Raw genomic sequence first — 24098 nt, 5'->3', positions numbered from 1 at the left:
GATGCGCGCCACGCGCCGGGGCGCAGGAACGTCTGACGTTGCAACGAGACCGTCACACGCCGGTGACAGCATGCAAGTTTCCCGACTGGCGTGCGCTCCTTGCCGACTCGACTTTTTTCCCTGCCATGGCTTTCGCATCCTCACGGCGGGCGTGACGATGCGCGCGGCATCGTTGCGCCGCGAGGGTGATCGAGGTGCACCCTGGGTTCGTGGGCGCTACAGGCCGCAGCGTCGCACTCTGCGCGCTCGCGCTGTCGTGGCTGGCCGGCACGGCCTGGGCGAGCGACGGATCTGCATCACCGCTGCGTGAGGGCGAGGCCCCGGCCGGCGCGGTTCCAGGCGCGGGTGACGCCGCACTGGCGTTCGACATTCCCTCGCTTCCCTTGGCCGATGCGTTCAAGCGCTATGCCGCCGTCACGCGGCAGCCTGCACTCTTTCGCAGCGAAATCCTGGCCGGGCTGACGTCCTCCGCGGTGCGCGGGGTTTACGCCCCCGACACCGCGCTTGAACTGTTGCTGGAAGGCACGGGCCTGGTGGCCGAAAAGGTCCGCACGGGTTCGGCCGTCACGCTCGCGCTGAGGCCGGCGCAGGCCCGGGCGGAGGCCCCGCGCGCGGCCAGCCTGGAAGCCTGGCGGGCTACCCCAGCCTGCTGCAGGCGCGGGTCTGGGAAGCGTTGTGCGACAACGCGCGCACGCGGCCGGGAACGTACCGGTCCTTGTTGCGCTTCGAGGTGGATGCGATGGGCCAGCTTCGCCGGCCGCGCCTGCTCGGCCTGACGGGCGACGCGGCCCGGGACGCCGAGATGCTGGAGGTTCTGCGTAGCGTGCGCCTTGCGCATGCGCCGCCGCCGGACCTGCCGCAGCCCCTCACGTTGCTCATCCTGCCCACCGATGCGCGCGGCGGAACGCGCTGCCGCGAGGCGGCCGGCCGCTCGCCGTCCTGACCTGTCCATGGCCGAAGACGTCCGCCCCGTGCTCATGGACTACCTGTCCAGGCACTACGACGCTCTCAAGCGCCAGCTGGGCCACGCGTTGCGCAATGCCGACCTGGCCGAGGACGCGCTGCACGACACCTGGCTGCGCGTGAACGACCAGGGCGGAAGCGACGCAGGGCCGATCCAGCGGCCGGGCGGCTATCTCGTGCGCATGGCGTTCAACATTGCGCTGGACATCCAGCGTCGCCAGAGCCGCAACCTGCCTTTCGAAGAAATCGATGCGCTGATGGAACTGGCCGATACGGCGCCGGGACCCGCGCGGATCGCCGAGGCGCGTTCGCAGCTGGACGCCGTGATCAAGCTGCTGGACCGCATGCCGGCGCGGCGGCGCGAGGTCGTCGTGCTGGTGCACATGGAGGGACTGACGCAGCCCGAAGTGGCCCGGCGCCTGGGCATTTCCCTGCGCACCGTCGAATACGAACTCAAGCATGCGCACGACTACCTGAGTGCCCGGATGGCCCATGACAAAAAATAGTTGCGGGATCGGCGCGGCCCGTTCGTCGTACGGAGTGAAGAATCGAATCACCCTGGCGCTCGCAACGGGCCGAGGCCCAGAAGAAGGGTCGCGGCCGTGATGCACGACCCCCTGACGGCACCGGTTGACGATCCCGCCCTCGCGGTCGACACGACGCGGCACAAGGCCTGGGAATGGCTGCGGCTGTTTCATTCGGGTGCCGTCAAGCCGCAGGACGCGCAGCGCTTCAAGCACTGGCTGGCGCGCAGCCCGGCGCACGCGGCGGTCTTCAAGGAGGCCAGGGCGCAATGGGCCGTGCTCGGTCCGGCCTCTGCCGGCGTGCTGCGCACCAATGCCGATGCGGCGGCGTTTCATGCGCGCCACCAGCCCCGGCCGGTGCTCGCGCGCCGCGCCTTCCTCGGTGCGGCAGCGGGCGCGGCGGCCATGGCCGGTGTCGCGGGCGTGGCGGTGTTCCATCCGTCTGCGGGCTTGTGGCCCGCGCCGGCGGGGTGGGGCGGCGACTACCGCACTGCCACCGGCGAGCAGCTGGAGGTGGGCCTCACCGAGCGGGTGCAGGTCACCCTGAACACCCAGACCCGCATCCGGCGCCGCACGGTGGACGGCCGGACGACCGGCGTCGACCTGCTCGAGGGCGAGGCCGCATTCGATCTGTCGTCTGCCAGTGGCGCGCGGCCCTTCGGCGTCGTGGCCGGGGCCGGCCGCAGCCTGGCCGAGTCGGGGCGTTTCGAGGTCCGCTACCTGGACGCCAAGGTGTGCGTGACCTGCATCGAAGGCGCGGTGCGCGTGGAGCATCCCGCGGGTGCGCGTGAGCTGCGCGCGCGCCAGCAGACGGTGTACGACGGCACATCGGTGAGCAGCGTGGCGCTGGTCGGCGCTGCCAACCTGTCGGCCTGGCGCAAGGGCGAGCTGGTGTTCACGCAGGCCCGGTTGTCCGACGTGCTCGACGAGATCAACCGCTACCGGCGCGGTCGTGTGGTGCTGATGAACACGGCCGCGCGCAGCCGCCTGGTCACCGGGAGCTTCTACATCGCATCGCTCGACCTGGCGCTGGTGCAGCTGCAGCATGCCTTCGATCTCGACGCCCGTTCGTTGCCGGGCGGGTTGACCGTTCTCAGCTGAATCGGACGGCCGTGGTGCGCGGCCTGAAAAATAAGTTGCGGGGTCGTGGGGCGCCCGTTCGTCGTAGTGCATCGACTCAACTTTCCGGCGGAAACGACTCATGAGCACACGCGGGCCCCTCACACCGATCCACGCAACGAAGGCGCGCAACCGGCGGCAGGCGCGGCGCTTTCGCATGGCGCCGATCGCGCGCGCCATTGCCATGACGCTGGCGGCCAACGGCGCCCTGGTGCTCGATGCCCAGGCCCAGCAGGCCTTCAGCGGCGCCTGGTTCGCCAACAAGAGCGCGGTGCAGAACACCGCCTCGGCGACGGGCCGCCTGCCCAACGGCATGCCGGCATCGATGCTGACCAACCCGCTGGAGCAGCGCAAGGCCGGCGAACAGTTGCAGCGCTCCATGGGCAACCTGAACATGGCCGCGCGTTCCATTGCCGCGCAACAGGCGGCGCAGGCGGCCGCACGCGAGGCCGCATCGAACGGCGGCTCGGACATCCCCGACGGCCTGGCCGACGGCGGGCTCAAGGTCGATACGAACAGCCTCACCGCAGGCTGGCTCAATGCCAGGGCGCCGGTGCAGACCGCCGCGGGCGGCCGCACCTTGGTCGGCATCGAGCAGACCGACGACAAGGCGATCCTGAACTGGGAGAGCTTCAACGTCGGGAAGCACACCACGGTGCAGTTCGACCAGAAGGGCGGCGCCAAGCCCGACGGCACCAACGCATGGATCGCGCTGAACCGTATCAACGATCCGAGCGGCCGCCCCAGCCAGATTGCCGGGCAGATCAAGGCCGACGGCTCGGTGTACCTCATCAACCGCAACGGCATCGTCTTCACGGGGTCGAGCCAGGTGGACACGCGCTCGCTGGTGGCATCGAGCCTTTCGCTGTCGGACAAGCAGTTCAAGCTGGGCATCAACAACCCGCAGGTGCTCTCCAACCAGGGCAACGATTTCCCGATTCCGCAGTTCGGCGAATTCACCTCCGCACGGCCCGAGATCTATGGCGACAACGGCTTCAAGGCCGGCACCGGCGGCGCGCCCGACCGCATGGGAAACGTGGACCGCTTCGATCCCGGCGCGGCACCCGGCGCGGTGCGGGTCGACGCCGGCGCGCAGCTGTCGGCGAGCAGCGGCGGCAAGGTCATGCTGTTCGCGCCCAAGGTGCAGAACGCGGGCCGCATCTCGGCGCCCGACGGCCAGGTCATCCTGGCGGCCGGCGAAAACATCTACCTGAAGACGCCGTCCGCGCAGGACCCGAACGCGCCCCGCGGCCTGGATGTGAACGCGTCGGCCGTGCCCGGCTGGGCCTTCACCGGCGGCCAGGTGCTGGGCGCACTCAACCTGTCGCCGGTCTATGCCGACGCCAACTTCGTTGCCGGTCTGCGCGATGTCGTCATGCCCGAGATGGCCGCGCGCGCCAAGGCCGTCGGTTACGAGGTGGTCAACACCGGCACCGTGCAGGCTGAGCGCGGCAATATCACGCTGCAGGCGCAGGACGTGCGCCAGTCCGGCGTGCTGAACGCCACGACGGCGTTGAACAACCGCAATGGCTCGATCCTGATGCGCGCGTGGGGCCTGGGTACCCACATGTACGCGGACGGCGTGAACGATTTCATCAACTGGTCGGCCGGCACGCTGACGCTGGGCGAAGGCAGCATCTCGCAGGTCCTGCCCGACGCCTCGGACACCAACGAGATCGAGGCCTCTGCGCTCGCCACGCGCTACCAGCCCGGCCGGGTGAGCCTGTACGGGCAACTGATCGACGTGCGGGCGAAGGCCGGCGTGCTGGTGCCGGCGGGAACGATCAAGGTCGAATCGGCGGTCAACCCGCTGTTCACGCAGCTTCAGTTTTACAAGCCCGGCAGCCGGGGCGACGCGAGCCGCATCTACGTGGACGGCGAGGCGTTCCTGAGCGTGGCCGGCCTGCAGGGCATGCGCGTGGACATGTCGCGCAACTTCATCGAGGCCGAGATGCGCATCAACGAACTGCGCGACTCGCCGCTGCAGCTCGACGCCTGGATTCGCGGCAAGAAAGTGATCGTCGACCGGCGCGTGAACGGCGTGTTCAGGGACGGTCCGATGGCGGGCGTGCAGTGGGTGCTCGGCCCCGACGGCGTCACCTACATTCCCGGCGCCTGGGTGGGAACGCCGCTGGGCGACGTGACCGGCTGGGTCGGCGTGGGCAAGACCGACCTGCGCGAACTCTCGGCCGACGCGGGCCGCATCGAACTGCGCGCCGGCGGCTCGGTGATCACGCGCGCCGGCTCGATGCTCGACGTGTCCGGCGGCTCGGTGCGCTACACCGACGGCATGAACACGGCGACCAAGCTCATGGGCGCCGACGGCCGCATCCACACGATGGACCGGGCCATGTCCGACACCGGCTACACCGGCATCGCCGGCGAGTTCACGAAAGAGCATCTGCGCTGGGGCGTGAAGACCACCTGGCGCACGCCGCTCATCGGCGCCGACTACAAGGAAGCAGGCTATACCGAAGGGCGTAAGGCCGGCGCGGTGCAGATCCATGCGGGCGACGCCATGGTGCTCGAGGGCGACATGCTGGGCGGCGTGGTGGTGGGCGAGCGCCAGTCGCAGAACCCGGGTGGGAACAAGGGCGGGCGACTGGAGTTGGGCGAGAACACGCCGGACGGCCGGCCTTGGTCGCCGGGCACCATCGTCGTCACGCACGACCCGAAGCGCCTCGCGCAGGACTTCGAAGCCAGGACCAAACTCGGCGACGACTTCTACGTGCAGCTCAAGCCCGACGAACAGAAGTCGCGCAAGCTCACTTTCCTTTCGGACGACATGCTCAGCGATTCGGGCATGGGCGCCATCGTGCTGAACATCATCAACGGCGACTTCGAGCTGGCAAGCGGCGCCGCGGTCACCCTGTCGCCGGGCGCGTCGCTGTTCGTGGCGGGTACGGAAGGCTCGACGAACGACATCCGCATCCACGGCCAGATCCGCGCCCCCGGCGGGCAGATCAGCCTGTCCTCGGCCAACGGCTTGCTCGAAGTGGGCGAGCACGGCCGGCTGGACGCCAGCGGGCAGTGGATCAACACCTGGCGCGACGGTGCGTTGCGCGGCGCCTGGGCCGTGGATGGCGGGGCCATCACGGTCAACGTCGGAAAGATCTCGGCCCACAAGGCGGCCGTGTTCGATGTGTCGGGTGGCGGCCGTACGGACCTCGGCAAGAAGGCTTTGCCGACGCTGCGCGTGGGCGATGCGGGCGCGATCTCGCTGACCGGCGTGACACCCGACCTGGACCTGGGCGCGCTGAACCTGCGCGCCCAGGCCGCGGGCTCGGCGGGCAGCCTGTCGCTGGCAACCGCTTCATCCGTGCAGGTCGGCGGCGTTGCGCCCGCAGTGCAGCCGGGCGATACCGCCGCATCAGCGGATGCAGCAGCAGCTGCTGCTGCTGTCGTGCTGCCCGCCACGCTCTTCGGAGAGCGCGGCTTCGGCAAGGTCTCGGTCTCGGTGCGCGGCGAAGGCAAGGGCATCACGCTGCCTGAGGACGCAGCGGTGTCGCAGCAGGCCACCAGCATTGACCTGGGCAGCTTCGCCTGGCGCGATCTGCCCAGCGGGCGCAACCTGGCCGACGTGGCGCCGCTGGGCGTGCTGCGACCCGAAGAGCGTGCGGCGCGAGACCCCGCATCGCTGCGGCTCGGCACGGAAAATGGTCCGATCCGGATGGCGCGCGGCGCCACGGTGCGCACCGACACCGGCGGCAGCCTGTCGCTCAGCGCCGGCGGCGACCTGGGCGTGCTCACGGTGGCGGGCCGACTCGACGCGCCGGCCGGGCGCATCGGCCTGAACGGCCGCACGGTCGCCCTCGAAGCCGGCGGCGAACTGCTGGCGCGCGGCGTGCCGCTGATCCACGTCGACAGCACCGGCCGCCGCGTGGGCGAGGTGCGCGACGGCGGCACGGTGACGGTCCAGGGGGGCGAACTGCGGCTCGAGAAAGACGCACTCATCGACGTCTCGGGCGCCACCGGCACGATCGACGATGTCGCCGATGCCGGCCCCTCGGGCACCCGCGTGCCCCGGCCCGCGCAGGCGATCCAGCTGGACAGCAACGGCGGCCTGATCGAGATCACGGGCGCAGGCCTGATCGAAAGCACGATGCGGGGCACGGCCGGCGGACCCGGCGGCATCGGCGGGCGCATCCGCCTGAACATGACCGCGTCGTCCGGCCTGAACGGCTCGCCGCTGGAGCAGCTCGCGCGCGCACTGCCCGACCCCGATTGCTACGGCTTCCGCGTGGACGGCGCGTGCAGCGACTGGAAGCAGGGCCTGGACTTCGACTGGGCGCCCGGCCTTCGCGAATGGGGCTACGACATCGCCGGCCCGATGGTGCTGCCGTCGTCGCTGGCCGCGGCGCTGGCGGACACCAAGGAACTGGTGGTGTCCGACCGGTTGCCATTGCCATTGCCCGGCCCCTCCAGCCCGCTCGATCCGGCGCAGTTCGGACTGTCCGCGCAAACGCTGGACAACTTCCGCGACATCTTCTTTTCGGGCGGCGAGCTGCTGCGCGACCTGCTCGACAAGCCCGGCCGCCAGTTCGCGCTGACGGTGCGTCCGCAGGCGTTCAAGGACGGCGGCTTTGCCGACCTCTCGCTGGTGAATGCAACGCAAGGTGCGATCCGGCTGGACAACGCGCACCTCGCGCTCGGTCGCTCGATCTCGCTGCAGGGGCCGATCGTCGGGCACGCGGCCTCGTCGTCGTCGCTGCGCGCGCCGCACATCGTGCTGTCGGCCGTGCCCGAGGCGTCGCGCGCTCCGTCGGCAGCATCCGCCGCGGCGACGGGCCAGCTCACGCTGGCCGGTTCGCTGATCGACATCACGACCTCGGAGAACGAGGGCCAGTTCCAGACCGGTGCCGTGCGCATCGGCGGCTTCGGACGCACGGTGCTCGAAGCCGGCGAGATCCGCATGGGGGGCGCGCTGCCCACGCAGATCACCGAAGAAACGAAGCTGCAGGTCAACCTGGACGTCGACGGCCACCTCGTGCTGCGGGCCGGCCAGGTCTACCCGACGACCGCGATGGCCGGCGTGGTCCGCGCGGGCGATTCGATCACCGTCGAGCGCGAAGGCGATGCCGACGGCGCGCCGTTGTCGGCCGGCGGCAGCCTGCGCCTGCAAGCACCGGTGATCGCGCAGAACGGCGTGCTGCGCGCGCCCTTCGGCCAGATCGAACTGGATGCGGGCGAACGCCTGTCGCTGGGCGCGGGCAGCCTCACGTCGGTGTCGGGCGCCGGGGTCACCGCGCCCTTCGGCACGTTGTCCAACAACGAACATTGGCACGACCCGACCCAGGGCGTCGACGTCGCCAATCCGTCGCGCGGCTCCCTGGTTGCGCCGCCCGAGAAGCGCATCACCATGAAGTCGCCCGACGTGGCACTGGCACGCGGCGCGGTGGTGGACATCGCGGGCGGCGGCGACCTGCATGCCTCCGAATTCGTGCCGGGCCCGGGCGGCTCGCACGACGTGCTGGCCATGCCGGGCATGTACGCGATCCTGCCCGGCCAAGCCGGTGCGGCACCTGTGGCTGCCGGCGCGGGCGCTGGCGCGGCGGGGCAGCGCGTCTGGCTCGCCGGCGGCCCCGGGCTGGCGGCGGGCTGGTACCAGTTGTTGCCCGCGCGCTTTGCGCTGCTGCCCGGCGCCTTCGCGGTGCAGGCGACGGGCAAGGCATGGGGCGGCGCACGTGCGCCGGCCACCCGCGCGCCGGACGGCAGCCTGGTCATGCAGGGCCGGGCCGGCGACACCCATGGCGGCCGCCAGGACGCGCGGACCACGGCCTGGCGCGTGATGTCCGGCGGCACGCTGCGCCGCTATTCCGAATACAACGAGGCCACGGCCAACGACTTCTTTTCGTCCGAAGCCTTCAAGCTCACGCAGTACCGCCTCACCGGCCAGGACGTCGTGACGCCCCGCCTGCCGCGCGACGGCGGCGCGGTCGTGTTCGACGCGCAGCGACGCCTGGTGCTGGACGGCACGCTGCGCTCGGCACCCGATGCAGGCGGGCGCGGCGGGCTGGTCGACATTGCCGGCAAGAAAATTGCCATCGTCGGCAGCGGGCAGGACACCGCCAGCCTGCAGGCCGACGGCTACCTCGTCATCGATTCGGCGAGCCTGTCGAACTTCGGCGCCGGCAGCTTGCTGGTGGGCGGCAAGCGCCAGGGCAATGCACTCGGCCTGGAGCTGGACGTGACCGCGACCGACATCGTCGTGCGCAACAACGAAGGCTCCGAACTCTTCGGTCCCGAAATCATCCTGGCGGCCAGCGACCAGGTCGCCATCGAGGGCGCAAGCCGCGTCAACGCACGGGGCGCCGGCGGCCGGGGCTCGGGCAACCTGGTCATGAAGCCGAGAGTGGCGGCGGTCTACACCGACCCGGACGGCAACCTGGACGACAACTCCGACGGCGTCGTCGACGCCAAGGACGCCGTGGACGATGTGCTGACCACGCCCGCCAAAGACTGGGGCGCGCTGGTCCGCGTGACCACGGACGATGCGGCCAAGGTGATCCGCCAGGGCGTGGACACCTCGCGCGGCGGGCTGGTCTCGATCGGTGCCGGTGCCGTCGTCAACGGCGGCGCGGCCTTGCTCATCGACGCGACACGCACGACGGAGCTGGCCGCCTCGGCGCAGATCGCCGGCACCGACCTGTCGGTGGCGGCCGGCCGCATCGGCTTCGGCGGCGGCACCGAAGGCATGGTGCTGGACAGCGGCGCGCTCGCGCAACTGGCCCACTCGACACGGCTGACGCTGCGCAGCTACACCGGCTTCGACTTCTACGGCTCGCTCGACCTGGGCGCGGCCGGCCTCAAGGCGCTGACCTTCGATGGCGCCGCGTTCGTCGGGCGAGGCGCGGGCGATGTGGTCATCAAGGGCGAGAGCATCGCGCTCATCAACAGCGGCGGCGGCGCGAACGTGCCGGCCGGCGCGGGCTCGGGCGGCTTCACCCTCGACGCCGCCACGCTCGTGCTGGGCGCGGGCCAGAAGACGTTCTCGGGCTTCGGCGCCGTGACGCTGGCCGGCCGCGATGCCATGGTCGGCGAAGGCGCGGGCGGCATCGACACCGGCGCCGCGCCGCTCACGCTGCGCACACCGCTGCTCACCGGCCGCGGCGGCGCGGCGCAGTCCATTGCCACGGGCGGCGCCTTGCAGGTCGTGGCATCGCCGGAAGGCACGGCCGCACCGTTCGACCTGCAGGAAAGCCTGGGCCTGCGACTGGGCCTCACCGGCCGCAGCATCGCCTTCGGCGGCCGCGCGGTCGCGCGTGGCGGCAGCATCGACATGACGGCCACCGGCGGCAGCCTGGTCGTGACGCAGGGCGCGTTGATCGACGTGGGCGGCTCGGCCCAGCAGTTCTTCGACGTGGCCGAGCACGCGGATGCGGGGCGCATCACCTTGTCTGCGGCGGGGGGCGACGTGCGCCTGGACGCCGACAGCCGGCTTCATCTGGCCGCGCACCCGGACGGCGGCGACGCCGGCACGCTGAGCCTGGCGGCATCGCAGGGCGGCACCGTGGTGCTCGACGGCCTGATCGCTGCGCAGGCCAGCCGCACCGGTGGCAAGGCCGGCAGTTTCTCGCTCGACATCGAGGCGCTGCCCGACTTCGCCGGCTTCAGCCAGCGGCTGAACGACGCGGGCTTCAACCGGTCGCGCCAGTTCCGCATCCGCCAGGGCGACGTGGCGCTGGGCGGCTTCACGCAGGTGGAAGACTTCGGTCTCACGGCGGACCGGGGCCGCATCGAGATCACCGGCACGGTGGATGCGCGCTCGGCCTACGGCGGCGCCATCCGCATCACGGCCGGCAACGGCGTGGCGATGCAGTCCGGCGCGCAGCTGCTCGCCGGTGCGACCGGCCGCCTCGGCAACGGCCGCGTCACGCTCGAAGCGGCCGGCGGCCAGCTGAACCTCGTGGGCGGCCTGATCGACGTGGCCGGCAACGAAGGCGGCAAGGTGCGCCTGCGCGCGCAACAGAACGCGGCGCATGACGACCTTGCGGTGACTGCATTGCGCACCACCGTCACCGGCGCGCGCTCGGCGGTGCTCGAGGGCGTCAGCACCTACGACGTGAAGGACTACGACGGCGCCACGGTCGATTCGGTCAAGGCCGACGCCATCGCGCATGCCGCGCGTTTTCGCGGCGCGTCGGGCACGGTGGCCGCACGGCTGGGCACGGCCCTGGACGTCATGCCGGGCATCGAGATCCGCAGCGCGGGCGATCTTGCGCTGAACAGCGACTGGAACCTGTACAGCGATTTCCCGAATGCGCGCGAAGGCACGCTGACCTTGCGCGCGGGCGGTAACCTGGCCATCAACGGCCACCTGAGCGACGGCTTCGATGCGGCGGACCGCAGCGGCCTGTTGCAGGCGGGCGCTTCGTGGAACCTGCGGCTGGTGGCGGGCGGGGAGCTGGCCTCGGCCGATGCCATGGCGCTGCGGCCCCTCGTCGCGCAGACCGCGGGCAAGGGCTCGATCACCGTGGGCACGGCCAACACCGCCGTCCCGACGGACGACAACGCGGCGCCCGATAACGGCGCAGGCAAGCTCGTGCGCACCGGCACGGGCGATCTCGAGGTGCGCGCGGGCCGCGACCTTCGCCTGGCGCACAAGGAATCGGTGATCTACACCGCCGGGCGCAAGGACACGACGATGTGGAGCGACTTCTCCACCGCCAACCGCAACGCGAGCTACGGCGTGGAAGGCGGCAACCTCGTCATCGGTGCACTGGGCAGCATCGAGGCCATGCCCTCGGGCCAGCATTTCACCGAATGGCTCAACCGCCAGGGCACGCTCAACGCCGAGCGCTTCTTCGGCGAGTACACCAACGGCGAGAACGCCATGCATCCGGACGGCACCTACGGCCCTGTCATCCACGCGCCGGAACAATCGAGCTGGTGGATCGACTACGCGCGCTTCCAGCAGGGCGTGGGCGCGCTGGGCGGCGGCAACGTCACCGTGGACGCGGGCGGCGACCTGCGCAACCTGCTGGTCGCCTTGCCGACCCACATGCGCATGCGCGGCGGCCGTTCCGCCAGCGAGGCGATGACCATGGAAATGCGCAATGGCGGTGCCATGACGGTGCAGGCCGGCGGTGCGATCCGCGGCGGCCAGTACTACGTGGCGCGCGGCGCCGGCGACATCCGTGCCGGCGAGACGGCGGTCGGCCACACGGTCGTGCTGACCCGCGACGACAGTGCCGGCGGCTTCACGAAGACGAACTACACCGTGGCCCCGGTGCTCGCGCTGGGCGATGCCACGCTGAGCCTGCGCACGGCCGGTGACCTGCGTCTGCAGACGGTGGTCGATCCGCTGCTGGTGACCTACGGCGAGGGCCTGCGAGGCGACGGCCAGGTGCTGAATTACGGCGCCTACATGAGCGGCTACACCGATCGCAGCGCGCTGCGGCTGGTGTCGACCGGCGGCAACATCACCTTCGTGAACCGCGCGACGTTCATCTTCCGCGACCTGCTGCTCAACAGCTTCGACACCGACACACTGGTGGGCTTCGGCGGCAACCGCTATCCGGCGCGGTTCTCGGCGGCCGCTTTGAACGGCGGCATCGCCATCGACGGGCCGCTGCACGTGCTGCCGGGCACCACCAACGACGTGAGGCTGGTGGCGAAGAGCGACATCCGCTTCGACGCGCCGCTGCTCATGGCCTATGCCACGCCCGCGATGATGCCCTCGGGCTACATGCCGGCCGGCGCGGGCTCGCCGGTCAGTCAGATGAACATGGAGGACATGCTCGACAACCTGATCGGCCCGGCCTCGTCCACCTTCATCAACACCGCATACCTGCGCAGCGTCCACAACCCCGAGGTGCTGCCGCTGGCCAACGACTTCGAGCCCAGCCGCATCTATGCATCGCGGGGCTCCATCGTCGGGCTCGACGTGAAGGCCAACGAGCAGACCTGGGTGCGCGCGGGCACCGACATCCGCGGCCTTCGCCTGGCCGGGCGCAACCTGCGCGGCTCCGACGTCACGCTGCTGGAAGCGGGCAACGACATCCTGGCGATGGAAGGCGTGCTGCGCCTGGACCGAGACAACGAATTCCCGGTCGGCCTGACGGGCAACATCGAACTGCAGGGCCCGGGTGCCCTGGTGCTCGCCGCCGGCCGCGACCTGTACGCGGACAACCTGCAGGTGCAGACGCTGGGCAACCAGCGCTACGACAGGGACAACCGCGCACGGCCCGAGTCGCAGGTCAAGGGGTTGCCGGCGCAGGGCGCCACGATCACCGCCATGGCCGGACTGAACCGCGCGGAGGGCTACGAGGCGTTCACGCGCGCCTACCTCGATCCCGCGGCCGTCGCGTCCATGCCCGACCACCTGAAGGCCCGCGGCGCCGACGGCACGGTGCTGCCCATCTACCTGACGGACCAGCTCGAAGCGCGCGAAGGTGGACAGGAAAAGACCGTGCGCCGGGGGCTGGTGTCGTACATGAAGGACATGACCGGCGAGACGCTGGCACCGCTGGACGCCTGGACGCGCTTCCAGCAATTGCCTGCACTCGCACAGCAGCAGTTCCTGCGGCAGATCTTCCTCATCGAACTGCGCGAAGCGGGGCGCGACCAGAACGAACCGGGCACCGGCGGGCTGCCGCGCAACGGCGGCTACAACCGCGGCTACGCGGCCATCAAGACGCTGTTCCCGGGCGACGACTGGAAGGGCGACGTGGCGGCCAACAAGCTCATGCTGCGCACGATGGCCGGCGGCGACATCGACGTGCTCACGCCCGGCGGGGGCCTGCAGGTGGCAGCGCTGGGCGCCACGGTGCCGGCCGGCTATGGCCTGGTGACGCTGGCCTCGGGGCACATCGGCATCTTCGCAAAGGACGACGTGACGGTGAACCAGTCGCGCATCCTGTCCTTCGTGCCCGAGGTCACCAAGGAGGGCAGCGACCAGATCATCTGGGCCACCGTTGGCGACATCGATGCGGGGCGCGGCGCCAAGACCCTGCGCGTGCCCTCGGCGCCCGAGGTGGCCACCGACCTGGACGGCGTGACGGTGATCCGCGAGAAGTCGGACATGAGCGGCAGCGGCATCGGCACCGTGGGCGACGGCGACGTCGACCTGGTCGCGCCGCGCGGCACCGTGAACGCCGGCGATGCGGGCTTGCGCGTGGCGGGCAACCTGAACATTGCGGCGCTGCAGGTGCTCAACGCGGACAACATCCAGGTCAAGGGCGAGACCAAGGGCCTGCCGGTGATCGCGTCGGTGAACATCGGCGCGCTCACCAACGCGAGCGCTGCCGCTGCGCAGGCGACGGCCGCGGCGCAGGACGCGGTGCAGCGCGAGCGCGCGGCCGCGCGGCAGGCGCTGGCGTCGGTCTTCACGGTGCGCGTGCTCGGCTTCGGCAACGAGCCCGCACAAGAGGGGCGCGACGCGCCGGCGCCGCGGTCGGGACTGCAATCCGGGGCGCAGGTCGACTACGACCCGCAGAACCCCGTGCAAGTGGTGGGCATGGGCCGCAAGATCGACCCCAGGCACTGGGCCGCCCTGAGCAGCGACGAGCGTCGTCGCCTGCAGCAGGACCGCTAGGCGGGCAGGAGCGGCATGTCATGGCACCCAGTGTCCTTTGCGAACAGGAAGCACCGGCGCGCGACGAGGCGGCCGATGCGCTGCGGGACGAAGCGCAGCGTCGCCTGGCGCTGCAGGTTTTTCTCTGCGCCAACTACGAAGGGTTGCGGCGCAAGCTGACCCGCCATCTCGGGTGCGCCGAGATGGCCAGCGAATGCCTGCACGACGCCTGGCTGCGGCTGGGCCACCTGCGGGTGGGTGCGCCCGTGGAGAACCCCAACGCCTACGTCTATCGCGTGGCCTGCAACCTGGCCATGGACCGGTTGCGCAGCGAGGGGGCATGGCGCTATGTGGACGACCCGCACACCGCCGTCGAGTCGGCCATCGACCATGCGCCCGGGCCCGAGGACATGGCCGAAGTGCGCGCCGAAGTCGGTTCGGTCGACCGCGCGATGCAGGGCCTGCCGCGGCGTCACCGGGCGGTGCTCGAGGCCTTGCGCATCGAGGAAAAGACACGCCAGGAGGTGGCTTCCCATTACGGGCTGTCGCTGCGCAACGTGGATACCGTCCTGCGCCAGGCGCTGGACCATTGCGGCGCGATGACGGGCCGCCCGGTGCTGGTCGGCGTCGGTACACCCCGAAGGGCCGTGGTGTCGCCCCGGATGGCCGCCTGAGCGGCACGTGGCACCATGGCACCACGGTGCTGCTTGCCACGGCAGGCGCAATGTCACGAAACTGTGGGCTTGTTCGTCAAGACAGTTCAACCACAGGAGCTTTCTTCATGCAGCCCATGTTTTCAACACTGGAAACCGACGACGACACCCCGCCCGCGGCCACGGCCGAGCCGCGCAATTCCTACCTCGAGGAAAAGGCGTTCAAGTCGCGCACGCTGCTGATCTTCGGCAGCATCACCGACAGCGTGGCCGCCGACGTCACGCGCCGGCTCATCGCGCTCGATGCCGACAGCGGCGACAAACCCATCGACATCCTCGTGAGCTCGCCCGGCGGGCACCTGGAATCGGGCGACGCGATCCACGACGTGGTGCGTTTCATCAGCGCGCCGGTGCACATGATCGGCACCGGCTGGGTGGGCAGCGCCGCCACGCACCTGTTTCTCGCGGCGCCGCGCGAGCGCCGCGTGTGCCTGCCCAACACGCGCTTCCTGATCCACCAGCCCAGCGGCGGCGCGGGCGGCCAGGCGACCGACATCGCGATCCAGGCACAGGAAATCATCAAGGCGCGCCAGCGCATCGCGCACGAGATCGCGCGCGAAACCGGCAAGCCCATCGACGTGGTGCTGGCCGACATCGAGCGCGACCGCTGGCTGTCGGCCACGGAGGCCGTGGAATACGGGCTGGTCTCACGCATCATTCAGCGCAAGACCGAGTTGCGACCCGCCTGATCAGGCCTTGGGCTTGTAGGCGACGACGTCGATCTCGACCTTCGCATCGACCATGAGGCGCGCCTCGGTGGTCGAGCGCGCCGGCTTGTTTTCACCGAAGTAGCTCATGTAGACGCGGTTGAAGGCACCAAAGTCGCGCGCGTCGTGCAGCCAGACGGTGCTCTTGCACACGTCGTCGAGCGTGGCGCCGGCCAGCGCGAGCACGGTCTTCAGGTTCTCCATCACCTGGCGCGTCTGCACCTCGATGCCGCCGGCCACGATCTCGCCCTGCGCGTTGGCGGGCACCTGCCCCGACACGTAGACGAAATCGCCCGCGCGCACGGCGGGCGAGAAGGGGCGGGCCTGGCGGTCGGAAGCGATGGGCGGGGCGCCGAGGTATTCGAGGGGCATGGGAACTCCTGTGAGTGAGAGGGGTTGAGTGGGGCGGGTGAGGGCCGCAGTATCCGTCTGATTTGAAAGACTTTTTCAGAATAACCCCTTAACAAGGGTTAACACGGATGATTTGGCATGAAATCTGCTTCAGAGTTCGGTCTAGAAAGAAAATTTCTTTCATAAATCAGTCCGCCCCATGAAGGAGTTCTCCATGTCTCACGCCGGTCTTGTCCAGCGCCTGCCCCGCCTGTCGAAGCGCAGCCTGCTGGGAGCTTCCCTGCTCGCGATGCTGTGTGCCGCACTGCCTCACCCCAGCGCCCACGCGCAGGGCCCGCGCAACTTCGCCACGCTGGCGATGGTGGCCGAGCCGCAGACGCTCGACCCGATGGCCTCCACGGCCGACCTGGTCGGAACCATCATGCAGCACGTGTACGAGACGCTCTACACCTTCGACGCCAAGTGGAGCGTGGTGCCGATGCTGGCCGAGGGCATGCCCAAGATCTCGGCCGACGGCAAGACCTACGCCATCACGCTGCGCAAGGGCGTGGCGCTGCACAACGGGCGCGATCTCACGGCCGACGACGTGGTCGCCAGTCTGCAGCGCTGGATGGACCAGTCGCCGCGCGGCAAGGCCGTGGGCAAGGAAATCGAGAGCCTCAAGGCCAAGGGCCCGCTGGGCGTGGAGATCGTGCTGAAGGCGCCGTATGCGCCGCTGCTGTCGCAGCTCGCGCTGCCCAGCGGCATGGCGGCCATCATGGCCAAGGACTCGATCGCTTCGCCGCTGAAAGACTTCGTCGGCACCGGTCCCTACAAGTTCAAGGAGCGCCGCCCCGACCAGTTCGTGCTGCTCACTCGCTTCGACAAGTACGCCGCGCGCAAGGAGCCTGCGAGCGGCTACGGCGGCAAGCGCGAAGCGGCCATCGAAGAGCTGCGCTTCGTGCCCGTGCCCAACGCCAGCACGCGCGTCGAGGGCGCGCTGGCCGGCCAGTACGACTTTGCCGACCTGCTGCCGGTGGAAGCGCTGCCGCGCCTGGAGAAGGCCGGCGGCAAGACGCTGCCGATCATGACGCCGTCGTTCGGCTTCCCCTACCTCGTGCTCAATACCAAGGAAGGCGTGGCCGCCAACCCGGCGGTGCGCCAGGCCGTGCAGACCGCGCTGGGCCAGGGCGAGATGCTCGCGGCCGGCTTCGGCGACACGCGCTTCTTCGTGGCCGAGGCCAACCACTTCCCCAAGGGCTCGCCGTTCTACTCGGCGGCCGGCGCCGACCACTACAACCAGCGCAACGCCACCAAGGCGAAGGACGCCGCCGCCAAGGCCGGCTACAAGGGCGAGCCGATCCGCGTGCTCACCAGCCGCCAGTACGACTTTCACTACAACATGTCGCTCTTGATGGCCGAGCAGCTCAAGCGCGCTGGCTTCAAGGTCGACCTCAACGTGGTCGACTGGGCCACGCTGGTGCAACGCCGCAACGACCCGAAGCTGTGGGACATCTACGTGACCCACTCGGGCCAGTTCCCCGAGCCCATGCTCTCGCCGCCGCAACTGGGCGACGGCGCGCCCGGCTGGTGGGATTCGCCCGCCAAGAAGGCCGCACTCAGCGCCTTCAACACCGAGAGCGACCCGGCCAAGCGCGGCGCGCTGTGGGGCAAGGTGCAGCAGGTGGTGTACGACGAAGTGCCCTACATCAACGTCGGCAAGTTCAACGGCCTCTCGGCCAAGAGCCCGGCGCTGGACAACTACCAGCCCGCGACCTGGCCGTTCTTCTGGAACGCGAAGATCAAGTAAGGCCGCAAGCACCGCCATGCCGTCGCGTCGTCAACTTCTGCAAGTCAGCGCACTGGCCTCCGGCCTCGGCGCCCTCGGACTCAAACCATCCATGGCCACTCCCGCTCAAGCCACCACTTCGGGCCCCGTGTACGCCTACGTCGGCACCTACAGCGACGGCGGCAAGCCGTGGCGCGGCGGGCGCGGCCTGGGCGTGCACCAGTTCGTGATGGACGGCGCGACCGGTGCCCTCAAGCCCATCCCCGGTGCACCGCCCGCTGTGGCGAGCGCGGGCAGCGATGCCAAGCTGCGCAACCCCGCCTCGCTCGCGCGTCACCCGACGCTGCCGATGCTCTACGCGGCCAACGAATTCGAAGCCGGCTCCGTCTCGGCCTTCCGCATCGGCGCGAACGGCGCGCTGTCGTTCGTGGCCGAGATGCCCTGCGGCGGCAAGGACCCGGCGCACCTGAGCGTGCACCCCGATGGCCGCTTCGTGTTCACCGCCAACTACGCCAGTGGCGACGTCAGCGTGATCGCATTGCGCGCCGACGGAACCTTCGACACCGACCGCGCCGCCGTCGTCTACAAGGACGTCGCGGCCTGCGGCGCCGCCACGCCCTGCAAGCCCGGTGCCGACGTGGTGCCGCTGGCCGCGCGTTCGCACGAAGGCTTTGCCACCAGCGACCACGATGGCCCGCACGCCCACATGGTGCAGGCCGACCCGGCCGGCAACTTCGTGCTCGTGGCCGACCTGGGGCTGGACCGCGTCATCTCGTACCGCTTCGACCGCGCCACCGGCGTGCTGAGCCAGCCGAGCACGGTGGCCGTGTCCGAAAGCTCGGGCGCGCGCCACTTCGCCTTCCACCCCAACGGCAAGTGGGTCTACCTCGTGAATGAAGAGGCCTCGACCATCGCCTTCCTGCGCTACGACGGCGCCACCGGCGTGCTCACGCTGGTGAGCGAAACCTCGGCGCTGCCCGCCGGCTTCAAGGGCACCAGCTACGCCTCGGGCATCCGCATGCTGCCGGGCGGCACGCACTTCGTGTCGCTCAACCGGCTGCACGATTCGATCTCGATCTTCAAGGTCGATGCGCGCACCGGCGCACCCACGCTCGTGCGCGAGGAGTGGACACGCGGCAACTACCCGCGCAGCTGCACGCTCGAGCCGAGCGGGCGCTTTCTCTACGTGTGCCACAACAAGCAGGGCGACAACGTGACCATCTTCCGCGTGAAGAAGAACGGCGACGTTCAGTTCACCGGCCAGTACGTGGCCGTCGGCAGCGCCGCCGCCATCGAGTTCTCGTCATGATCAAGAGCGCATCGCTTCGCTACATCGCCTCGCGCGCGGGCGGCATGCTCATCGTGCTCGCGCTGGTGGCTGTGCTGGTCTTCGTGCTCACGCGCGCCGCCTCGGGCGACCCCATCTCCGTGCTGCTGGGCGACCAGGCCACCGCTGCCGACATCGCCCGCGTGCAGAAGGAGTACGGCCTCGATAAACCCCTGCCCGTGCAGTTCGGCTACTGGCTGCGCGAAGTGCTGCAGGGCAACCTGGGCACCTCGATCTTCCTGCAGCGCCCGGTCACGCAGGCACTGTGGGAGCGCGCCGAGCCCACCACCTTGCTGGCGCTGCTGGCCGTGGCCATCGCGGCGCTCATCGGCGTGCCCTGCGGCATCGTCTCGGCCGTGTTCCGCGGGCGCGCGGTCGACCAGTTCTTCACCGGCATCGCAATGCTGGGCGCCAGCATCCCCAGCTTCTGGCTGGGCATCGTGCTGATCCAGATCTTCGCGGTGTCCTTCGGCTGGTTCCCGGTGTCGGGCTATGGCGCGCCCGATGCGCCGTTTGCCGAACGGCTGCATGCGCTGGTGCTGCCGGCCACCGTGCTGGGCCTCTTGAACTCCGCGCTCATCATCCGTTTCACGCGCGCCTCGATGCTCGACGTGCTGGGCGAGGACTACGTGCGCACCGCGCGTTCCAAGGGCCTGAGCGAGAAGGTCGTCGTGCTCAAGCACGCGCTGCGCAATGCCTTGGTGCCCATCGTCACCGTGATCGGCCTCACGGTCGCACTCATGATCGGTGGCGCCGTCATCACCGAGACCGTGTTCGGCCTGCCCGGCGTGGGCAACCTCGTGGTCAACGCCGTGCTGCGGCGCGACTACCCCGTCATCCAGGGGGCGCTGCTCGTGATCGCCGCGATCTACGTGCTCATCAATTTCTCGATCGACCTGCTGTATGCGGTGGTCGATCCGCGCGTGAAGGTCTGAACGATGCGCATGCCTCGAATGCTCCGCCAGCTGATGCACCGCCGCATCGTGATGGTCTCTGCCCTGGTTCTGCTGGTGATTGCCGTGCTCGCTGTCGGTGCGCCGCTGTTCGCGTCGGCCGACCCCAACGACACGGCTGTTTTGCAGCGCCTGAAGGCGCCCAGCGCCGAACACCTGCTGGGCACCGACGAACTCGGGCGCGACATGTATTCGCGCATCGTGCACGGCGCACGCTACTCGCTGGCCATCGCGGCGCTCACGGCGCTGGGCGCGGTCATCGCCGGCACGGTGCTGGGTTTGATGGCGGGCTTCTTCCGTAGGCTCGACGCACCGCTGATGCGCGTGGTCGACGCCATGATGTCCTTCCCCGACATCCTGCTGGCCATCGCGCTGGTGGCCATCCTCGGGCCGTCGCTGATGAACACCGTGCTCGCGCTGGTGCTGGTCTACACGCCGCGCGTGGCGCGGGTGGTGCGGGCTTCGACCTTGGTCGTGCGCGAGCTGCTCTTCGTCGAAGCCGTGCGCGCTTTGGGCGTGCGCACCTCGCGCATCCTGTGGCGCCACATCCTGCCGAACCTGATGTCGCCGATCCTGGTGCAGGTGTCGTTCATCTTCGCCTACGCGATCCTGGCCGAAGCGGGCCTGTCGTTCCTCGGTGTCGGCGTGCCGCCCGAGATCCCCACCTGGGGCACCATGGTCGCCGGCAGCCAGCAGTACGCGCACCAGGCCTTCTGGGTCGTGCTGTTCCCGGGCCTGGCGATCATCTTCACGGCGCTGTCGCTGCAACTGCTGGGCGACGGTGTGCGCGACCTGCTCGACCCGAAGCTCAAGAAGACCTCGTGATGAACAACGCCACGAACACCCCACGCCTCACGGTCACCAACCTGAGCACCAGCTTCCCCACTGAAGACGGATTGATCCGCTCGGTGGCCGACGTGAGCTTTGCCATTCAACCCGGCAAGACCACCGCGCTCGTGGGCGAATCGGGCTCGGGCAAGTCGGTCACCAGCCTCACGCTGATGCGCCTGCTGCCCAAGACCGCCAACGCACAGGTCAGCGGCAGCGCCTCGTTCGTCACCCGCGAAGGCAAGACGCTCGACCTGCTGCAGATCGGCGAACGCGAGATGCGCTCGCTGCGCGGCAACCAGCTGTCGATGATCTTCCAGGAGCCGATGACCAGCCTGAACCCGGTGTTCACCATCGGCGAGCAGATTGCCGAGAGCGTGCGCCTGCACAAGGGGCTCGATCGCAAAGCCGCGCTGGCCCATGCGCTGCGCATGCTGGAGCTGGTCGAGATTCCCGCGGCTGCCCAACGCATCCACGAGTACCCGCACCAGCTGTCGGGCGGCATGCGCCAGCGCGTGATGATCGCGCTGGCCATGGCCTGCGATCCGACGCTGCTGATCGCCGACGAGCCCACCACGGCGCTGGACGTGACCATCCAGGCGCAGATCCTGGAGCTGATGCGCCGGCTGCAGGCCGAGACAGGCATGAGCATCCTGTTCATCACGCACAACCTGGGCGTGGTCGCGCACCATGCCGACGACGTGGTGGTCATGTACTCGGGCCGCGTGGTCGAGCGCGCGCCCGTGCGCCCGCTGTTCGCTCAGCCCGAGCATCCGTACACGCAGGGCCTGCTGGCCTGCCTGCCGGGCAAGGCGCGCCAGCCCGGCCAGCCCAAGCCCAAGCGGCTGTTCGCGATTCGCGGGCAGGTGTCGAGCCCGCTGGCGCCGCCACCCGGCTGTGCCTTCGAGCCGCGCTGCGACCAGGCGCTGGCGAGCTGCAAGGACGCGATGCCGCCGCTGATCGACATCCGGCAAGACCGCCAGGCGCGCTGCGTGCGCGTGCAGCCCGATGCCCAACTCGCGAGGGTCGCATGACCGCTGTTTCTTCTTCCTCTCCCCTTATCGAAGTCCGCGGCCTCAAGAAGTACTTCGGCAGCAGCGACCGCCCCGTGCGCGCAGTCGACGACGTGTCCTTCGCCATCCACCCCGGCGAGACGCTGGGCCTGGTCGGCGAATCGGGCTCGGGCAAGAGCACCATCGGGCGCACCGTGCTGCGGCTGGTCGAGCGCACCGAGGGCCAGGTGCTGTACCGGGGCGACGACATCGGCGGCCTCTCGGGCGAGCGCATGCGCAAGCTGCGCAGCAAGCTGCAGATCATCTTCCAGGACCCGTACGCCAGCCTGAACCCGAAGATGCGCATCAGCGCCATCCTGGGCGAGGCGCTGTCCACGCACGGCCTGCACAAGGGCGCGGCGGCACGCGACAAGCGCATTGCCGAGCTGCTGGAGACGGTGGGCCTGCGTCCTGAACACGCCAGCCGCTTCCCGCACGAGTTCTCGGGCGGCCAGCGCCAGCGCATCGGCGTGGCGCGCGCGCTGGCCGTGGAGCCCGAGTTCATCGTGGCCGACGAGCCGCTGTCGGCGCTCGACGTGTCGATTCAATCGCAGGTCATCAACCTGTTGGCCGATCTGCGCGAGCGCCTGGGGCTGACCATGCTCTTCATCTCGCACGACCTCGATGTGGTCGAGTACCTGTGCGACCGCGTGGTGGTGTTGTACCTGGGCAAGGTGATGGAAGTGGCCACCACCGAGGAGCTGTTCGCGAACCCCTCGCACCCCTACACCCAGGCGCTGCTGGCCGCGAGCCCGAAGCCTGACCCCGAGATGGCGACCGAGCGCATCGCACTGAAAGGCGACATTCCCAGCCCGATTTCGCCGCCCTCGGGCTGTGTGTTCCGCACGCGCTGCCCGCACGCCATCGAGGCCTGTGCGCAGACGGTACCCAGCCTGGATGAGATTTCCCCCGCACACTACAGCGCCTGCATCCGCAAAGAACTGCTCTCCAACACCGCCGTTGCACGACCATGACCGACATTTCTTCCTCGACACACGATTTCATCGACCCGCTGCTGAGCGACCGTTTCAAGGGCTACCCGCGCACCCAGCCGCCGCGCCTGCGCAGCGAAGTCGGCGCCGCCGGCTGGAACGTGCTGGCCGGCGACCTGCCGCTGCCGCTGGCCGTGCTCAAGCGCGAGGCGCTCGAACACAACCTCGCGTGGATGCAGTCGCGCGTGCGCGAATGGGGCATCGACCTCGCACCGCACGGCAAGACCACCATGTCGCCGCAGCTGTTCCAGCGCCAGCTCGATGCCGGCGCCTGGGGCCTGACCTTTGCCACCGTCACGCAACTGGCCGTGGGCGTGGCCGCCGGCGCACGCCGCACGCTGATCGCCAACCAGGTCGTGAGCGACGAAGACCTCGCGGGCATCCAGCTGCTGCTGGCCGACCATGCGGACCTGCGTGTCGTGTTCCTGGTCGATTCGATCGCGCAGCTGGCGCTGATCGAAGACTGGTCGAAGCGCCATCCCGCCAGCGTGCCCTTCGAGGTCATGCTCGAGATCGGCGTGCAGGGGGCGCGCACCGGCTGCCGTACGCACGACGAAGCCATTGCGCTCGCCACGCGGGTGCGCGCCAGCGATGCGGCCAAGCTCGTGGGCATCGAGACCTATGAAGGGCAGGGCGCCACCGGCGAAAGCGGGCCCGACACGGCCTACGCCACCACGCTGATGGACCGTGTGGAAGCCGTGGCCCGCCACTGCGACACGCAGCAGCTCTTCGAGACCGACGAGGTGCTGGTCTCGGCCGGTGGCTCGGCCATCTTCGATCTGGTGGCGGGGCGGCTCAAGCCTGCATTGGGTTCACCGGTGCGCGGCCTGCTGCGCTCGGGCTGCTACGTGACGCACGACCACGGCTTCTACAAGCGCATGGTGAGCGTGGTCGACGAGCGCCTGGGCTGCGACTGCGGCGAGGGCCTGACGCCGGCGATGGAGGTCTGGGCCAACGTGCAGTCGCGGCCCGAGCCGGGGCTGGCGATCCTGTCGGTGGGCAAGCGCGACATCTCCTTCGACCTGTCGATGCCCGTGCCGATCGCACGCGCCGCACGCGGCGCGTTGCAGCCGCAGGGCGTGCCCGCCGGCTGGAAGATCACCGCGCTGAACGACCAGCACGCCTACCTGCGCTGGGACGAGAGCGAAGAGGCCGATGCACCGAAGGTCGGCGACCGCGTGGGCCTGGGCATCTCGCACCCCTGCACTACCTTCGACAAATGGCACTGGATGCCCGTGGTCGAGAACGACTACCGCGTGAGCGACGCCGTCGCCATGCACTTCTGA

The 24098-nt window shown here is 69.7% G+C and carries 14 protein-coding genes; 13 read left to right on the top strand and 1 reads right to left on the bottom strand.

All coding sequences use genetic code 11. From position 1 onward, the window contains the following. Positions 1–715: 715 nt before the first annotated feature. From ACAM52_RS21390 to ACAM52_RS21365, 6 genes are all read left to right on the top strand, one after another. Complete coding sequence (locus tag ACAM52_RS21390) at positions 716–943, top strand: hypothetical protein (protein ID WP_369644564.1); 228 nt, start codon at positions 716–718, stop codon at positions 941–943. A 7-nt stretch (positions 944–950) separates the two neighbouring features. Next, positions 951–1469, top strand: coding sequence for an RNA polymerase sigma factor (locus ACAM52_RS21385; RefSeq protein ID WP_369644563.1), 519 nt, complete (start codon positions 951–953; stop codon positions 1467–1469). A gap of 99 nt (positions 1470–1568) precedes the next feature. Continuing rightward, positions 1569–2588, top strand: coding sequence for a FecR domain-containing protein (locus ACAM52_RS21380; protein ID WP_369647759.1), 1020 nt, complete (start codon positions 1569–1571; stop codon positions 2586–2588). Between the two features lie 100 nt (positions 2589–2688). Next, the gene (locus tag ACAM52_RS21375) at positions 2689–14142 is read left to right on the top strand and encodes a filamentous haemagglutinin family protein (protein ID WP_369644562.1); all 11454 of its coding nucleotides are present in this window, start codon (positions 2689–2691) and stop codon (positions 14140–14142) included. Positions 14143–14162: 20 nt separating this feature from the next. Continuing rightward, the gene (locus ACAM52_RS21370) at positions 14163–14795 is read left to right on the top strand and encodes a sigma-70 family RNA polymerase sigma factor (RefSeq protein ID WP_095743844.1); all 633 of its coding nucleotides are present in this window, start codon (positions 14163–14165) and stop codon (positions 14793–14795) included. A 107-nt stretch (positions 14796–14902) separates the two neighbouring features. Next, complete coding sequence (locus tag ACAM52_RS21365) at positions 14903–15523, top strand: ATP-dependent Clp protease proteolytic subunit (RefSeq protein ID WP_369644561.1); 621 nt, start codon at positions 14903–14905, stop codon at positions 15521–15523. Here ACAM52_RS21365 and ACAM52_RS21360 read toward each other — a convergent pair whose 3' ends face one another. Next, positions 15524–15913, bottom strand: a complete 390-nt coding sequence (locus ACAM52_RS21360; protein WP_062473709.1) for a RidA family protein — start codon at positions 15911–15913, stop codon at positions 15524–15526. A gap of 193 nt (positions 15914–16106) precedes the next feature. Here ACAM52_RS21360 and ACAM52_RS21355 point away from each other — a divergent pair, with 193 nt between their 5' ends. The 7 genes from ACAM52_RS21355 (at position 16107) to ACAM52_RS21325 (ending at position 24098) form a co-directional block, all read left to right on the top strand. Next, on the top strand, positions 16107–17681 hold the full coding sequence (locus ACAM52_RS21355; protein ID WP_369644560.1) for an ABC transporter substrate-binding protein: 1575 nt from the start codon (positions 16107–16109) through the stop codon (positions 17679–17681). Positions 17682–17772: 91 nt separating this feature from the next. Continuing rightward, entirely contained in the window at positions 17773–18969 is a 1197-nt protein-coding gene (locus tag ACAM52_RS21350) for a lactonase family protein (RefSeq protein ID WP_369644559.1), read from the top strand. Further along, positions 18966–19922, top strand: a complete 957-nt coding sequence (locus ACAM52_RS21345; protein ID WP_369644558.1) for an ABC transporter permease — start codon at positions 18966–18968, stop codon at positions 19920–19922. The genes ACAM52_RS21350 and ACAM52_RS21345 overlap by 4 nt, the downstream gene beginning before the upstream one ends. Before the next feature lie 3 nt (positions 19923–19925). Beyond that, on the top strand, positions 19926–20765 hold the full coding sequence (locus ACAM52_RS21340; protein ID WP_095951032.1) for an ABC transporter permease: 840 nt from the start codon (positions 19926–19928) through the stop codon (positions 20763–20765). Next, positions 20765–21802 carry an ABC transporter ATP-binding protein gene (locus tag ACAM52_RS21335; protein WP_369644557.1) on the top strand — a complete coding sequence of 346 codons (1038 nt, stop codon included), beginning with the start codon at positions 20765–20767 and terminating at the stop codon, positions 21800–21802. Before ACAM52_RS21340 ends, ACAM52_RS21335 begins: the two co-directional genes overlap by 1 nt. After that, positions 21799–22794, top strand: coding sequence for an ABC transporter ATP-binding protein (locus ACAM52_RS21330; RefSeq protein ID WP_369644556.1), 996 nt, complete (start codon positions 21799–21801; stop codon positions 22792–22794). Before ACAM52_RS21335 ends, ACAM52_RS21330 begins: the two co-directional genes overlap by 4 nt. After that, positions 22791–24098 carry an amino acid deaminase gene (locus ACAM52_RS21325; protein WP_369644555.1) on the top strand — a complete coding sequence of 436 codons (1308 nt, stop codon included), beginning with the start codon at positions 22791–22793 and terminating at the stop codon, positions 24096–24098. Before ACAM52_RS21330 ends, ACAM52_RS21325 begins: the two co-directional genes overlap by 4 nt.

It is taken from the genome of Variovorax sp. V118 (assembly GCF_041154445.1).
Taxonomy (GTDB): domain Bacteria; phylum Pseudomonadota; class Gammaproteobacteria; order Burkholderiales; family Burkholderiaceae_C; genus Variovorax; species Variovorax boronicumulans.
This window is presented reverse-complemented; position numbering and strand designations above follow the sequence as displayed.